Origin of the sequence: Mycobacterium hippophais, assembly GCF_027529605.1 — a bacterium.
Taxonomy (GTDB): domain Bacteria; phylum Actinomycetota; class Actinomycetes; order Mycobacteriales; family Mycobacteriaceae; genus Mycobacterium; species Mycobacterium arseniciresistens.
On sequence record NZ_JAPZPY010000001.1, the window covers coordinates 847,071 to 861,348 of the forward strand.

The following is a 14,278-nucleotide window of genomic DNA, read 5'->3' on the forward strand; positions in this document are numbered from 1 at the left end:
GGCTCTTCGCGCAAGCGCTCATCGCGGTTCGCGCAGGACGTACCCCACGCCGCGCAGCGTGTGCAGCAACCGCTTGTCGCCGGTGTCGATCTTGCGCCGGAGGTAGGAGACATAGGACTCGACGACGTTGACGTCGCCTCCGAAGTCGTAGCGCCAGACGTGGTCGAGGATCTTCGGCTTCGACAGCACCGTGCCCGCGTTGATGATGAAGTACCGGAGCAGGGTGAACTCGGTGGGTGACAGCGACACCGGTTCGCCGGCCTTCCACACCTCGTGGGTGTCCTCGTCGAGCTCGATGTCGGCGAAGGTCAGGCGCGCGCTGCGAGGCTCCTCGACGCCGTGTCCGATGCGGCGCAGGATCACCCGGAGGCGGGCCACCACCTCTTCGAGGCTGAACGGCTTGGTGACGTAGTCGTCGCCGCCGAGCGTCAGCCCCGCGATCTTGTCCTGCAGTGAGTCGCGCGCGGTCAGGAACAGCGCGGGCGCGTCGATACCGTCGGCCCGCAGCCGGCGCAGCAGGCCGAAGCCGTCCATGCCCGGCATCATCACGTCGAGGATCACGGCGTCGGGATGGACCTCGCGGGCCTTATCCAGCGCCGCCGCGCCGTTGGACGCGGTGTGCACCTCGAAGCCCTGGAACTTCAGACTCACCGAGAGCAGTTCCACGATGTTGGCCTCGTCGTCGACGACGAGGACCCGCGCTTCCGGAACGGACTCGGTCATTGCAGGCATCGCCATGGTGATCAGAGTCCTCCCTCCGCCTATCGTCTTCCTGCGGGTCGGCTGTGGACTTCCTGTGAATCGACGCTTGCGCGGTTCATACACTGGTCAGATGAACCTGGCCAAGAACCTGGTCGACCTCGCGACCGCACCGGCACGGGTGGGACTCGCCGTCGCCGAGGCATCGTTGGGCGCCGCCACCGGCGCGGTGGGACTGGCGCAGCGGACCCTCGGTGAAGCCGGCACGCAGACGAGGAACGCCCCCAACTCGATGGCGCACCTGCTGGGCATCGACGAGGCCGTGCAGCGCGCCAACCGGCTGGCCCGGCTGATGGACGACGACCAGCCGCTCGGGCGGGCGCTGATACCGGGCGGGCCGATCGACCGCCTGCTGCAGCCGGGCGGCGTGGTGGACAAGCTGACCATGCCCGGCGGCGTGCTGGACCGGCTGACCAAGGAGGACGGCGGCCTGATGCGGGCCATCGAGCCCGGCGGACTGGTCGATCAACTGCTCGACGAGGACGGCATCGTCGATCGGCTGCTGGCCGAGGACGGATTGGCCGACCGGCTGCTTGCCGAGGGTGGGCTCGTCGAGAGGCTGACCGCCCGCAACGGCCCGCTCGAGCAGTTGGCCGCCGTCGCGGACACCCTGAACCGGTTGGCGCCCGGACTGGAGGCACTCGAACCGACCATCGAGGCGCTTCGCGACGCGGTGATCACGCTCAGTCAGGTGGTCAACCCGCTGAGCAACATCGCCGACCGCATTCCGTTCCCGGGTCGCAGGCCGCGCAACCGGCCAGCGCCGACGACCACCGTGGTGCGCTCACAGCGCATCGTCGAGGCCGACGAGTAGGGGTCAGTCCTCGGCTTCGAGGTCTCGCACCGCAGCGCTGACCGCGTCGGCGTCCGGCGGCTCAGCGTCCCACCTCTGGAGCAGCAGCACGGTCGCGCCGCGCAGCATGCGGACGTAGTCGTCGACGTCGTCGGAGCTCTTGTACGACTTGATGCGGCCGGCCACCTCGGGTGCGAGCGGCTCGAGCGAGGTGGCGATGGACGTGGCGAGACTGCCCTCGGTCCCCGCGCTCTGGTCGAGCAGGGTCAGCAGCCGCTCGACCCTGTCCCGCGGGAGCGCGGGGTACACGTGCGGGAAGTCGGCCAGCAGATCGTCCTTGACAGTCACGGGCAGCGGGTTCCCCGCGAGCGCAACCCGGTAAACTCTGCCCGTCGCCTCCTTAGCTCAGTGGTAGAGCGTTCGCCTTGTAAGCGGAATGTCATCGGTTCAATCCCGATAGGAGGCTCCACGATCTGGCGGCAATTGGTTTGTCGGTGGCCCGTCGTAGCGTCCGAGGCGTGAGACAGTGTCGCGGCTGTGGTTCACCGCTCTCGAAGCGCAGCCAGAAGGTCTACTGCAGCAATGCCTGCCAGGCGACGGTTCGGCGTGACACCGGTACGCGCCGTTGGCTCGAATCGGGCGAGGCGTGGCCAGGCAGCAGCCGAGGCCATTACATCCGGACCTACATCGCCGCCGCCCAGTCGGGCTGCTGTGCGATCTGCGGCGGCGCCAATGTGTGGCTCGATCTTCCCCTGGCCTTCGTGCTGGACCACATCGACGGCGATGCGACCAACAACCGACGGGAGAACCTTCGGCTGATCTGCCCGAACTGCGACTCGCAGCTACCGACGTTCAAGAACCGCAACCGCGGCAAGGGGCGTCACTACCGCAGGCAGCGGTACGCCGACGGCCAGTCCTACTGAGGTAGAACGTCTCCTGGGCGGCCGCTGTCCAGTGCCCGCGACGCCGAGCTGGCGAAATATCTGGGGATATGTCCGCTCCATCCTCGAGCCGCGCACGAGTCGTCGCGCAAGTATCCAGAACACGAATTCGCAAGCCGCAATTGCAAGCCCATCCAGTAAGTCAGGATTCCAGGAAGTCGCCTTCTCCTTGAGCCAAAGGCGTGCAGCGCGAACATGTTTGCCGACGCTTGGCCCTCGGCGCATGCTCCTACGACGAAATTTCAGCATGATGCATTGCGCTCGATGGAAATGTCGGAACCCGACCCACGATTAGTCCGGCGTCCTATGCTCCGGCTGTACGGGCGTCTGCGCCCGCGCATCCGACGAACGGGAGCTGTCATGCGATCACAGCGGCGCTACCTGACGTGGGGGGTGGCCGCCGCGGCGGTCCCCATGGCGATCATCGTCACGGCGCCTCCGGCGGAAGCGGACTGCACCTACTCGGGTGGGACGACGATCTGCGCGCAGGGCGATGTGCGCGGCTCCGACGGTGTGCCCAGAGCAGCCACCCCGGCGGTCCCCTACCCGTGCGAGAACGACTGGTATTGCAACAGCGGCTGGGATCTCGACGTCGCGTGGGATCCCGGCGTCGACCGTCCGGACCGTCCCAACCGCCCGAACCGCCCCGGCGGCGGGGGCGGCGGCGGAAGAGGACCCCGGTGAGCCCCGACGTGACCGGCCAACCCATCGATCAAGGAGACACGATGTTGCCTGCAACCCGCCGAGGACGCCGCACAGCGATGGGGGTGACCGGTTTCGGCGCCCTGGCATGCGCCATGGCGATCGCCGCCGGATCCGCTGGCGCACAACCTCTTCCGCCGGGCCCGATCCCGCCCCCGTGCACCGCCGCCGAGCTGGCCCGGGTGATGTCCGGCGTCACGTTCGAGACGTCGAACTATCTCACCCTCAACCCGCCCGTCAACGATTTCTTCACCAGCCTGAAGGGCCAACCGAAGAACGAGATCGGCGAGAAGGTCCAGGTGTACCTCGACGCCAATCCCGCGGTACGGCAGGAACTCCAGCGCATCCGGCAACCTTCGGTCGATTTCCGTCAGCGCTGCGGGGCACCTGTCACACCCTGACCATCGAAACGTGGCGAGGGCTCGACCACTCACATCAGCGCGGCAAACTCGCAGGCTGGAGGCACCGCAGCCGCTAGGATCTAGGTGACCTGAACGAGGTTGCCATGACAGATCCGACTGCCGACTACCCGGCCGAGTTGACCCGCACTCAAGCGACGCCCTACTTCGGCGAAGAAACAGAAGGCCGCACCGGTACCTTCCGACCAGCGCCCCTCGTCGGACCGTGCACCCATTTCACGGAGGTCGAGGTCGGCCAGCGGCTCGACGATTTCGATCTGCTCATCGAACTCGGCAGCGGCGCCTTCGCGCGTGTGTTCCTGGCCCGGCAACTCTCGCTGCAGCGGCTGGTGGCGGTCAAGATCTCGGAGAACCTAGGCCACGAGCCACAAACCCTCGCCCAGCTCGATCACGACTACATCGTCCGGGTATTCGACCAGCGGATTCTTCCTGATCGAGACTGGCGGCTGCTGTACATGCAGTATCTGCCCGGCGGGACACTGCTCGACCTCGTCGAAGCCGTTCACCGTGCGGGCCGGCCACCTGACTCGGGTCAGGCGTTGATCGACACGGTCGACAGCGCACTGGAGTCGCGCGGCGAGATCCGGCCCACCGAATCTGCCACCCGGGCAGAGCTCGCGGACCTCACCTGGCCGGAGACGGTCGCCTGGCTGGGAAAGAGACTCGCCGAAGCGGTGCACTACGCGACGTCACGGGGTGTCCTGCACCGCGACATCAAGCTCGCCAACGTCCTGCTCGCCCCCGACTGCACCCCGAAACTCGCGGACTTCAACATCAGCTTCGCCCGCAACGTCACCGGCGCAAGCCCGTTCGACTACTTCGGCGGCTCGCTGTCCTACATGTCACCCGAGCAGCTGATGGCATGCCGGCCCGGACACACCCAGGACGCGGCAGATCTCGACACCCGCAGCGACAATTTCTCGCTGGCGGTCGTGCTGTGGGAGCTGCTGACCGGCGTGAAACCGTTCGACGACTCCGCGGCGCAGGCCGCAAGGGCGGACTCCGGCGGGTCGATCGGCGACACCACCGCACTCGAGCTCATGTTGACCGCCCGGGCGCAGGGGGTTTCGGCGTCGGCACTCGCCGCACTACCCGCGGACTGCCCCGCCGCGCTGCGTCGCGTGCTGTTGAAGGCACTCAGCAGCGATCGCGATCAGCGCTGGACCTCGGGCGCCGAATTCGCCGAGCAACTGCAGCTGTGCCTCGATCCGCATGCCCGTGACCTGGTCGATCCCCCAGCACGAAGTTGGCGGCTGCGGCTGCGGCCGTTCTTCCTGCCGATCGCCACGCTGGCCATCCTGATTCCCAATGTGCTGGCCAGCGCGTACAACATCCAGCACAACCAGCTGCTCATCGTCAGCCAGCTGTCCGAGCATGCCCAGACCCGGTTCATGGTGGTCACCACACTGATCAATCTGGTCTTCTTCCCGCTCGGCGGTGCGGTGCTGATCTACTGGTTCCGTTACGTCATCTCGGTCCCGCGGCGCCTGCGACGGGGGCCGCCGCCGCCCGCGGAGGCCCTGGCCAGAGCGCGTCACGACTGCCTCGTCGCAGGTGACCGGGTCGTGTTCGTGGTGTTCGGCCTGTGGTTCCTGTCCGCGCTGGCGTTTCCGTTCACCATGCAGTTCGCCGCGGGTGGGATCCCGGGCAGGTCGGCGATCCACTTCTTCGGGTCGATCACGGTGTGCGGCGCGATCGCGATCGCATATCCGTTCTTCCTGGTGACCTTCTACGTCGTTCGTAGCGTCTATCCGGAACTGGTGGCACACGGGCAGACGGACCCGCGGGAGGCCGAGCAGCTACGCGCACTGAGCCGTCGGCTGCCCCGCTACTTGGCGGTCGCGGCCTCGGTGCCCCTGCTCGGCGTCGTGGCCGTGAGTTTCCTGACCGCCGCGGAGATCGCTGAGGTCATCGTGCCGATCAGGGTGCTCTGTATCGGGGGGATCGCCGCATTCGTCCTCGTGTACTGGCTGTCGCGGCTGATCGAAACCGACATCCAGGCGCTCGAGCGGGTGATCCGACACCGACCGCCACATCAGCTCTGACGATCGGTTCGATCATGGCAGCGCAGCGCCCTCAGTTCTCGTCGGCGATTTGATGGCGGCTCTCGTGCTGACCCGGCGCATCAGGGTCCTCACCCTGGTGCTCGAACAACTCCTGCTGTTCGCGTTGTTCGTCGGTGACCTCGGTGGCGTCCTTCGGCCGGGCCGACGGGTCGTTGGGCTCGGTCATCGGCGTCACAGCCGTCCGACGACGAATGTCGCTGCCTGAGCGGTCATTCCGTTCACGCCGTAGAGCGCGTGCGCCACCGACGGCTGACCGCCGGGAGTGCCGTCGCAGATGGTGTCGCCCTGGGCGCACAGCTCGGTGGTCTTGGGCGCGTACAGCGGGCCGATCACGATCGGTGGCGCGCCGTAGGCACCTAGGAACGCATCCGACGGCTTGCCGAACAGGGTCACCGCCGCGACGTGGTCGGCGATCTCAGGCGCCAGCGGCTGCGGAATGTACGACGCGTATGCGGGCGGAATGTTGGCGGGAACCTGGGCCGACGTGACATAACCGGCAACGGCCGCGCCCTGTGAGAACCCGCCGAGCACGATGCGGGTGTCCGGGCAGTTGGCAGCGGTCGCCTGGATGTGGCTGCCTGCGTCCCGAATTCCGTCGACGACCGTCCTGGCGAAGTCCACGCCGCCGGAGAAGTTGTCACTGGCCGCATAGTTGACGGCGTAGACGTTGACGGTCCGCGGCGCCGCCTGGTTGCGCAGCATGTCGACGAACGATTGACCGATGCCGCCGACTCCGGGCGCCTCACCCGTGCCGCGGGCGAAGACCACCTCGACATCTGGACACGGCTGCGCCGTTGCCGCGGGGGCCGGTGCTCCAACCAGCATCGCGGCCACGAAGGCCACCGCGGCCACGACTGCGGCCGCCCGGCCTACCAAGTTCCTGCGATTCATCGCAACACCCTTTCCACTGGTTCGAGGTGAGCTGATACCCCGAATTCGCCAGCGCAATCCGCACGGGCACGTCCGTCACAACTACCTCGCAGCGACTTCGCAGAAACGGGTATGCCCCCGACCATGACCGTCATCGGCTTCCACTGCTCCCACGAGCAGATCGACCCGGCGCAGCTGCTGCGCGACGTCCAGCACGCCGAACAGGCCGGCTTCACCGCCGGAATGTCCTCCGACCACTTGAGTCCGTGGAGCGAGCGGCAGGGTGAGTCCGGATTCGCCTGGGCTTTCCTCGGCGCCGCACTGGCCACGACGAATCTGCCGTTCGGCGTGGTCAACGCACCAGGGCAGCGCTATCACCCGGCGATCGTCGCCCAGGGCATCGCCACACTCGCCCAGATGTTCCCCGGACGGTTCTGGGCGGCCCTCGGTTCCGGCGAGGCGTCCAACGAACGGGTCACCGGCGACGTCTGGCCCCGCAAGGAGGTGCGCGACCAGCGCCTCGTCGAGTGCGTGGACGTCATCCGGCGGCTGCTGCGCGGTGAGGAGGTCAGCCACGACGGCCTGGTGCACGTCAACCGTGCACGGTTGTGGACGCTGCCCGACGCCGTCCCCGATCTCGTCGGCCCCGCCGTCACGCCCGAGACCGCCGCCCGCCACGCCGCCTGGGCCGACGCGCTGATCACCGTCAACCAGGACCGCGACACCCTGCGAAAGGTGCTCGACGCGTACCGCGACGCCGGCGGTCGCGGACCGGCCCGGCTGCAGATCCACCTGAGCTGGGCACCCGACGAGGGCACGGCGGAGGCCATCGCCCACGACCAGTGGCGCGGCAACGTGTTCCCGCCACCGGTCTGCTGGGACACCGAGTCCGTCGAGGCGTTCGACGCCATCGGCGAGGATGTGACGGTCGACCAGGTCAGGAAGTCGGTGAACATCTCCAGTGACCTGGGCAGGCACGCCGAGTGGCTGCACGGATATCTCGAGCAGGGCTGGGACGAGCTCTACCTGCACTTCGTCGGCCAGCATCAGAAACCATTCATCGACGCGTTCGGCGAGCACGTGCTGCCGCAGCTCTCCCCGACGGCCCCCGCGCCGGCCGCCGAGGCGGCGAACGCATGAGGCGGGCCGACACCGGCGACCTCTGGTACAAGAACGCAGTCTTCTATTGCGCCGACATCGAGACCTTTTACGACTGGGACGGCGACGGCTGCGGTGACATCCGCGGAATGACCGAGCGCGTCGAGTATCTCGCCGATCTGGGCGTGACCTGCCTGTGGCTCATGCCCTTCTATCCCACCGGCCGCAAGGACGACGGCTACGACATCATCGACTTCCTGAACGTCGATCCCCGCCTGGGAACCCTCGGCGACTTCGTCGAGCTGGTCCGCACCGCCAAAGCGCACGGTATCCGGGTGATCATCGACTTCGTGATGAACCACACGTCCGACGCCCACCCCTGGTTCAAGTCGGCGCGTCGGAGCAAGGACGACTCGTACCGCGACTACTTCGTGTGGACCGACACCGAGCCGCCCGACACCTCGAAGGACGTCGTCTTTCCCGACCAGGAGGACAGCCTCTGGGAACTCGACCCCAAAACCGGCGAGTGGTATCTGCACCACTTCTACAAGCACCAGCCCGACCTCAACATCGAGAACCCCAAGGTGCAGGAGGAGATCTCGCGCACCCTCGGCTTCTGGCTGCAGCTCGGGGTCTCGGGGTTCCGTGTCGATGCCGTGCCGTTCCTGTTCGCCAAGGACGCCGTCCCCGGCCGGCCGGACCCGTTCGATCCCTACGAATACCTCGGCGACGTCCGGAACTTCGTCAACCGCCGCGTCGGTGACGCGGTACTGCTCGGCGAGGTGAACGTCCCGTACAAGGATCAGAAGGCGTTCTTCGGCGGCGCCGACGGCGACGGCCTGAACATGCAGTTCGACTTCATCGGCATGCAGGCGATCTTCCTGTCGCTCGCCCGGGCCGATGCCCGCCCGATCGCCAAGGCACTGCGGCAACGGCCGAAGCTCGACATCACCAGCCAGTGGGCGAACTTCGTGCGCAACCACGACGAACTCACCCTCGACAAGCTGAGCGACGACGAACGCCAGGAGGTCTTCGATGCGTTCGGGCCCGAGGAGGACATGCAGCTCTACGGCCGCGGGCTGCGCCGTCGGCTGCCCGCCATGCTCGGTGGCGATCAACGGCGGATGAAGATGGCGTACTCGCTGGCGTTCTCACTGCCCGGCACACCGGTGCTGTTCTACGGCGAGGAGATCGGGATGGCCGAGAATCTCGATGTCCCGGGGCGGTTCGCGGTACGCACCCCGATGCAGTGGACCGCCGGACCCAACGGGGGCTTCTCCCGAGCCGGCAAACGGCGCCTGCCGCGTCCACTGCCCGACGGGATGTACGGTCCCGATCGCGTCAACGCCGCCGATCAGCGACACGACCACGAGTCGTTCTGGTGGTTCATGCGCAACCTCATCTACACCTACCGGCAGCAGCCCGAGATCGGCTGGTCCACTCCTGAAGTGCTCAAGCAGCCCCACACCGGAGTGCTGGCACACGTCTGCCGGGAAGCGGAGTCGGACTGGTTGATGCTGGCGCTGCACAATTTCGGCGCGGACAGCTGCATGGTGCCGTTGCAGCTCGAGGACGAGGGCGGATGCCTCCTGGTCGACCTGCTGCACGGTCTCACCGAGCATCAGCTCGACAGCAAGGGCCGCATCGAGATCGGCTTGGAGCCCTACGGCTACCGGTGGTTGCGGCTGCGCCGCCCGGACGACGACCCGATCATCTAGGCGGGCGGCCCAGCTTCCGTCGGCCGCGCCCCGACCACCAGCGCGGCGATCACCAGGGCGATGCCGACGATCTCGGCTGCCGTCGGAAGCTGCAGCAGCACAACGGCTCCGACCACCGCCGCCGTGGTGGGCAGCAATGACAGCAGGAGGGCGAACCGCGCGCGTCCCCCCCGAGCGAGCACCAACTGGTCGAGCACGTACGGAATCGCTGTGGACAGCACGCCGATACCGGCGCCGAGGAGCCAGGTTCGCGCGTCGAGGAACACCGACGCGTCGGCCCGCGCCTGGCCGGTGATGATCGCCGGCGCGATGAACACCGCGGCGATCGCCATGCCGACCGCGAGGGAGTCGAGGCCCTGTCCGGCGTCGGCCACGATCTTGCCCATGACGATGTAACCGGCCCACATCGCCGCCGACGCCAGCGCGAAGGCGACACCGAGCCAGGAGGCGTCGAGCTGCACACCGGCCAGCAGGATCACGCCCGCGCACACGAGGACGACGGCGATGACGTCGCGCCGATGACGGAAACCCAACGCTGCCACCAGGACCGGGCCCAAGAATTCGATCGCCACCGCTGTGCCGAGTGGTATCCGCGCGATCGCCTCGTAGATGGCGATGTTCATGCCAGCGGTGATCAGGCCGAAGCACCCCGCGGCGGCCAGGCCGCGCCGCGTCCACGGCAATCGCCATGGGCGGCGCCACGCGCAGAGCAGGGCTGCCGCGGTCGCAACCCGGAGCCAGGCCACCGTCGACGGCTCGGTGGTGTCGAACAGGAAGACCCCGATGGCCGCCCCCAGGTACTGCGACACCGCGCCGACGACGAACAGCAATGGCACCCAGGGCATGGCGGCCCGGTCAGGTGACGCGCACGAGCTCGGCGACGAATCGCCGGCTCGCCACGACGTAGCAGGCGACCGCCGCGAGTTGCATCACGGGAACCACGAGCAGCAGCGCACGGCCGAGGGACATGACGCCGAGTTCGGCGGTCAGCGCATCACTGATGACGCCGGTGACGAACGGGCCTGCACTGCCCAGGATCGCGCCGAAGAACAGGAAGATCGCCGATGCGGTGGCACGCTGCTCGGGCGCCGCCAGTCGCTGGATCGCGGCGATCGACGGCGCCATGTAGGCGGTTCCGACGATGTAGCTCAACGCGATGCACCAGACCGCAGTCAGCCGGCTTTCCACCAGGAACGCCGCAACCGAGAAGGGCAGCAACGCTGCCGTCATCGCCGCAACCAACCACAGCAGCCAGCGCGGATCTCTGGCCGACAGCCGGTCGGCGACCCGGCCGACGAGCAACAGGCCCAGGATGCCCGACAGCCCACTGGCGATCCCGTAGTGCACCCCTACTTCGCCGAGCGACATGCCGTGCGTGCGGATCAGGAATGCGGGCGCGAAGGTGGTGAGCGCATAGCCCGCGACCGAGATGCAGGCGGCACCGGTGACGACGGCGATGAAACTGGGTTTGCGCAGCAGGTCCCAGGGCCGCGCCGGCCCCTGCCCCGGCCCGACGGGCAGCGCCGGCATCGTCTGACGGCGGCCGAGCACGACGAGCACCAGCGGGGCGACGACGACGCTGATCGCGCCCATCACCACGAACGCGGTACGCCAGCCCAGTGACTGCGCGAGCAGGCCGCCGCCGAGCAGGCTGGCCGCGCTGGCCAGCGGGATCGACAGGGTGATGACGGCGAGCGGTGCGGCACGGCGTTCCGGCGGGAAGTTGCGCGCCACATACGCGTGGGCGGCCGGGGTGCTGCCCGCCTCACCCACCGCGACGCCGATCCGGGTGAGCGCGAGCTGGACGCCGGACGTCACCGCCCCACCGAGCATTGTCATCGCGCCCCACAGCGTCAGACACGACGACACCACCAGCCCGAACGCACCGCGGTCGGCGATGCGGGCGATGAAGAGCCCGAGGACGGCGTAGACGGCGAGGAACCCGAACCCGTTGATCACGCCGATCGCGGTGTCGGACAGCGCGAGATCCTTCTTGATCGGTTCGGCGAGCACCGCGGGCAGGAAGCGGTCGGCGTAGTTCAGGGTGCCGACGACGGCCAGCAGCACCACGGCAGCCCACGCGCGGCGCGGGGAATGGCCGTCGGCGCTCACCCGGCGAACGATATCGACGTCGCCGAGCAATTCGTCACGGCCACACCGGGCGGGAACGACGCGGGCGGCTTCCCGTTGCCGCAGGCCGCGACGATCAGGCCCAGCGTGACCGCGCGTGCCGCGGCGACCGGTCTGCGCATTCGATGATCGAAGCACCCCGCCGGTCGGCGCGTCGATCGATCCGTCCAATACCGCCCGTGGCATGCCTGCGCCTGGCAACCTGTGCAGGTGCTCAGCCCGCACATACCATCTCCTACGTGCGGAAATGCCGCTCTCTCTTTCAGGCACACCGCTTATCCATGTACGATAACCGCACTCTCGGCGACTACAAGGCCGAGCCCCGGAATGAGCCGCTTACGCGCAGAAGTTCCGACAGCATGCTCGACGGATGAGGAGTGACGACGATGACGTCAACGTCGACGGAGACCGTCGCCACCCGCTATTCGGGCACCCGGCACGCCCGCGTCGAGGACAACCGCCTGCTGACCGGCCGCGGCACGTTCGTCGACGACATCCAGCGCCCCGGCATGCTGCACGCCTGCTTCGTCCGCAGTCCGTTCGCCCGCGCCACCATCAAGGGCGTCGACACCGCCGCGGCACTCGCGATGCCGGGAGTGCGGGCCGTTCTCACCGCAGCCGACATCAACGGCGACGCCGTCGAGGCCTGGCACGCCGTCGCAGGCAAGGACATGCCGGACACCCCGCGCCCGCCGCTGGCCGAGGGCCAGGTGAAGTTCGTCGGCGACCCCGTCGCCCTGGTCGTCGCCGAATCCCGGTACCTCGCCGAGGACGCCGCAGACGCCGTCGAGGTCGACTACGAACCGCTGCCCGCCGTCGCCGACTTCCGTGTCGCCGTCGGCGGCGCCGAGGCCGGCGTTGCCGTGGTGCACGACGAGTACCCGGACAACGTCGCGGGCGGCATGGGCGGCGCGCCGCCCGACGAGGAGACGTTCAGCACCGCGGCATGCGTTGTCTCGGAGAACATCTACCAACAGATGCACGTGCCGGTGCCGATCGAGACGCGCGGCATGGTCGTCGAGTGGACGGCCACCACAGGCGAGCTGACGCTGTGGGGTTCGACGCAGACACCGCACGAACTGCGCGCGTTCTGCGCCCGCCTGCTCGGCATCCCCGCCAGCAAGGTGCGGGTGATCATGCGCGACACCGGTGGCGGCTTCGGCCAGAAGGTCGTCCCCATGCGGGAGGACATGGTCATCATGCTCGCGGCGCGCAAGGTGCCCGGGCCGCTGAAGTGGATCGAGGACCGCCGCGAGAACCTCATGTCGGCCGGTCAGGCACGCCACGTCGACGGCACCGCACGGATGGCGTTCGACGACGAGGGCAACATCCTGGCCGTCGACATCGACTTCGTCCAGGACATCGGCGCCTATCCCACGCCGTATCCGGTGCTGACCACCGCGGCCATCGGCATGTTCTATCCGGGCCCGTACCGGGTGCCGAAGGCCAGCTTCAACTACAAGACGGTGTTCTCGAACACCGCAGGGCTGCACGCCTACCGCGGCCCGTGGCAGTACGAGACGCTGGCGCGCGAGATCATGTTCGACATCGCCGCGCGCAAGCTCGGGATGGATCCCGTCGAACTTCGCCGGCGCAACATCCTGCGCGGGGACGAGATGCCGTACTTCAACCCCAACGGCATGCCGTACGACCACGTCGCCCCCGCCGACACGTTCGAACAGGCGGTCAAGATCCTCGACCACGAGGGTTTCCGCAAGGAGCAGGCCGAGGCACTCGCGCAGGGCCGCTACATCGGGCTGGGGTTTTCCGCCTACATCGAGCCGACGGGTGCGGCGACCGGTCACCTGGCCACCGAGGGCTGCACCATCCGGATGGAGTCCACCGGCAAGATCAACGTCTACGTAAACGGCGGATCCACTGGAAACAGCCTGGAGACCACGGTCGTTCAGCTCACCGCCGACGCGCTGGGCGCCGACATCGACGATGTCTCGACCATCCAGGGCGACACGGCGGTCACCCCCTACGGGGCCGGCACCCAGGGCAGCCGCAGCGGGCCGATGACGGCGGGCGCGGTGAACGAGGCGGGCACGATCCTGCGCGGGCAGATTGCCGCGATGGCCGCGCACCGACTGGGTGTCGAGGCCGGCGACATCGAATTGGGCGGGTCGACGGCCTATGTCCGCGACGACCCGGACAAGTGCGTGACGTTCGGCGACATCGCCTACCGCGCCCATTACGAGCCTGCGCAGCTGCCACCGGGGATGTCCGCGTCGCTGGAGGCCACCACGCGGTTCACCTCGCCGCCGGAGGCGATGATCCACTGGGCCAATGCCACTCACGCCTGCACCTGCGAGGTCGACATCGACACCGGCCAGGTGACCCTGACGCGCTACATCGTCAGCGAGGACGTCGGACCGATGATCAACCCGAACGTGGTAGAGGGCCAGGTGGCCGGCGGCACCGTGCAGGGCATCGGTGGCGCGCTGCTCGAGAGCCTGGTCTACGACGCCGACGGGAATCCGTTGTCCTCCACCTTCGTCGACTACCTGCTGCCCACCGCGACCGAGGTGCCACCGATCGAGTTCGGCCACGTCGAGATTCCCGGCCCGGGCGTGGGCGGCTACAAGGGTGCGGGCGAGGGCGGCGCCATCGGGTCGACACCCGCCGTGATCAACGCCGTCAACGATGCGCTGGCGCCCCTTGGCGTCACGGTGACCACGTTGCCCGCGAGCCCGGCGACGATCGTAGAACTGCTGGATAAAGCTTCTCGCGGGCTGGAGCGCAGCGACCGGGGAATCAAAGGAAGAGAGGACCACTGACT

At 68.0% G+C, this 14,278-nt stretch carries 15 protein-coding genes and 1 tRNA gene; 9 read left to right on the forward strand and 7 right to left on the reverse strand.

Annotated elements, in window-relative coordinates:
• Positions 1-18 precede the first annotated feature (18 nt).
• Positions 19-738, reverse strand: a complete 720-nt coding sequence (locus tag O6P37_RS04245; RefSeq protein WP_269892861.1) for a response regulator transcription factor — start codon at positions 736-738, stop codon at positions 19-21.
• Between the two features lie 94 nt (positions 739-832).
• Here O6P37_RS04245 and O6P37_RS04250 point away from each other — a divergent pair, with 94 nt between their 5' ends.
• The gene (locus tag O6P37_RS04250) at positions 833-1,573 is read left to right on the forward strand and encodes a hypothetical protein (protein ID WP_269892862.1); all 741 of its coding nucleotides are present in this window, start codon (positions 833-835) and stop codon (positions 1,571-1,573) included.
• A gap of 3 nt (positions 1,574-1,576) precedes the next feature.
• Here the strand turns inward: O6P37_RS04250 and O6P37_RS04255 are convergent, their stop codons facing one another.
• Positions 1,577-1,900 carry a hypothetical protein gene (locus O6P37_RS04255; protein WP_269892863.1) on the reverse strand — a complete coding sequence of 108 codons (324 nt, stop codon included), beginning with the start codon at positions 1,898-1,900 and terminating at the stop codon, positions 1,577-1,579.
• A 46-nt stretch (positions 1,901-1,946) separates the two neighbouring features.
• Between O6P37_RS04255 and O6P37_RS04260 the strand changes: the two genes are divergently transcribed.
• The 5 genes from O6P37_RS04260 to O6P37_RS04280 all read left to right on the forward strand — a co-directional run bounded on the left by O6P37_RS04260 (position 1,947) and on the right by O6P37_RS04280 (position 5,659).
• Positions 1,947-2,021 (forward strand) — tRNA-Thr (locus O6P37_RS04260).
• Between the two features lie 49 nt (positions 2,022-2,070).
• Positions 2,071-2,475, forward strand: a complete 405-nt coding sequence (locus O6P37_RS04265) for an HNH endonuclease (protein WP_269892864.1) — start codon at positions 2,071-2,073, stop codon at positions 2,473-2,475.
• Positions 2,476-2,853: 378 nt separating this feature from the next.
• Entirely contained in the window at positions 2,854-3,177 is a 324-nt protein-coding gene (locus O6P37_RS04270; protein ID WP_269892865.1) for a hypothetical protein, read from the forward strand.
• Between the two features lie 113 nt (positions 3,178-3,290).
• Positions 3,291-3,596, forward strand: coding sequence for a heme-binding protein (locus O6P37_RS04275; protein WP_269892866.1), 306 nt, complete (start codon positions 3,291-3,293; stop codon positions 3,594-3,596).
• A 104-nt stretch (positions 3,597-3,700) separates the two neighbouring features.
• Positions 3,701-5,659, forward strand: coding sequence for a serine/threonine-protein kinase (locus O6P37_RS04280; RefSeq protein ID WP_269892867.1), 1,959 nt, complete (start codon positions 3,701-3,703; stop codon positions 5,657-5,659).
• A 31-nt stretch (positions 5,660-5,690) separates the two neighbouring features.
• Here the strand turns inward: O6P37_RS04280 and O6P37_RS04285 are convergent, their stop codons facing one another.
• Together O6P37_RS04285 and O6P37_RS04290 are read right to left on the reverse strand one after the other, a co-directional pair.
• Complete coding sequence (locus O6P37_RS04285) at positions 5,691-5,846, reverse strand: hypothetical protein (RefSeq protein ID WP_269892868.1); 156 nt, start codon at positions 5,844-5,846, stop codon at positions 5,691-5,693.
• Positions 5,847-5,851: 5 nt separating this feature from the next.
• The gene (locus O6P37_RS04290; protein WP_408633099.1) at positions 5,852-6,571 is read right to left on the reverse strand and encodes a cutinase family protein; all 720 of its coding nucleotides are present in this window, start codon (positions 6,569-6,571) and stop codon (positions 5,852-5,854) included.
• Positions 6,572-6,694: 123 nt separating this feature from the next.
• Here O6P37_RS04290 and O6P37_RS04295 point away from each other — a divergent pair, with 123 nt between their 5' ends.
• Positions 6,695-7,690 (forward strand): TIGR03885 family FMN-dependent LLM class oxidoreductase, encoded by a 996-nt coding sequence (locus O6P37_RS04295; RefSeq protein WP_269892869.1) that lies wholly within the window; start codon positions 6,695-6,697, stop codon positions 7,688-7,690.
• Positions 7,687-9,366, forward strand: coding sequence for an alpha-amylase family protein (locus tag O6P37_RS04300; RefSeq protein WP_269892870.1), 1,680 nt, complete (start codon positions 7,687-7,689; stop codon positions 9,364-9,366). Before O6P37_RS04295 ends, O6P37_RS04300 begins: the two co-directional genes overlap by 4 nt.
• Here O6P37_RS04300 and O6P37_RS04305 read toward each other — a convergent pair.
• Genes O6P37_RS04305 through O6P37_RS04315 form a run of 3 tightly spaced genes read right to left on the reverse strand, consistent with a single transcriptional unit; the run spans position 9,363 to position 11,618 of the window.
• On the reverse strand, positions 9,363-10,211 hold the full coding sequence (locus O6P37_RS04305; RefSeq protein WP_269892871.1) for an EamA family transporter: 849 nt from the start codon (positions 10,209-10,211) through the stop codon (positions 9,363-9,365). The genes O6P37_RS04300 and O6P37_RS04305 overlap by 4 nt on opposite strands.
• 10 nt (positions 10,212-10,221) lie before the next feature.
• Entirely contained in the window at positions 10,222-11,478 is a 1,257-nt protein-coding gene (locus O6P37_RS04310; RefSeq protein WP_269892872.1) for a spinster family MFS transporter, read from the reverse strand.
• Entirely contained in the window at positions 11,475-11,618 is a 144-nt protein-coding gene (locus O6P37_RS04315; protein ID WP_269892873.1) for a hypothetical protein, read from the reverse strand. Before O6P37_RS04315 ends, O6P37_RS04310 begins: the two co-directional genes overlap by 4 nt.
• A 264-nt stretch (positions 11,619-11,882) precedes the next feature.
• Between O6P37_RS04315 and O6P37_RS04320 the strand changes: the two genes are divergently transcribed.
• Entirely contained in the window at positions 11,883-14,276 is a 2,394-nt protein-coding gene (locus O6P37_RS04320; RefSeq protein ID WP_269892874.1) for a xanthine dehydrogenase family protein molybdopterin-binding subunit, read from the forward strand.
• Positions 14,277-14,278: the final 2 nt, after the last annotated feature.

Bases quoted from the DNA above. Each gene is read 5' to 3' on its own strand.
- O6P37_RS04305 (WP_269892871.1), bottom strand. From the start codon at position 10,211: ATGCCCTGGGTGCCATTGCTGTTCGTCGTCGGCGCGGTGTCGCAGTAC.
- O6P37_RS04285 (WP_269892868.1), bottom strand. From the start codon at position 5,846: ATGACCGAGCCCAACGACCCGTCGGCCCGGCCGAAGGACGCCACCGAG.
- O6P37_RS04300 (WP_269892870.1), top strand. From the start codon at position 7,687: ATGAGGCGGGCCGACACCGGCGACCTCTGGTACAAGAACGCAGTCTTC.
- O6P37_RS04245 (WP_269892861.1), bottom strand. From the start codon at position 738: ATGGCGATGCCTGCAATGACCGAGTCCGTTCCGGAAGCGCGGGTCCTC.
- O6P37_RS04275 (WP_269892866.1), top strand. From the start codon at position 3,291: ATGGCGATCGCCGCCGGATCCGCTGGCGCACAACCTCTTCCGCCGGGC.
- O6P37_RS04315 (WP_269892873.1), bottom strand. From the start codon at position 11,618: ATGCGCAGACCGGTCGCCGCGGCACGCGCGGTCACGCTGGGCCTGATC.
- O6P37_RS04320 (WP_269892874.1), top strand. From the start codon at position 11,883: ATGACGTCAACGTCGACGGAGACCGTCGCCACCCGCTATTCGGGCACC.
- O6P37_RS04270 (WP_269892865.1), top strand. From the start codon at position 2,854: ATGCGATCACAGCGGCGCTACCTGACGTGGGGGGTGGCCGCCGCGGCG.
- O6P37_RS04280 (WP_269892867.1), top strand. From the start codon at position 3,701: ATGACAGATCCGACTGCCGACTACCCGGCCGAGTTGACCCGCACTCAA.
- O6P37_RS04290 (WP_408633099.1), bottom strand. From the start codon at position 6,571: ATGAATCGCAGGAACTTGGTAGGCCGGGCGGCCGCAGTCGTGGCCGCG.
- O6P37_RS04295 (WP_269892869.1), top strand. From the start codon at position 6,695: ATGACCGTCATCGGCTTCCACTGCTCCCACGAGCAGATCGACCCGGCG.
- O6P37_RS04250 (WP_269892862.1), top strand. From the start codon at position 833: ATGAACCTGGCCAAGAACCTGGTCGACCTCGCGACCGCACCGGCACGG.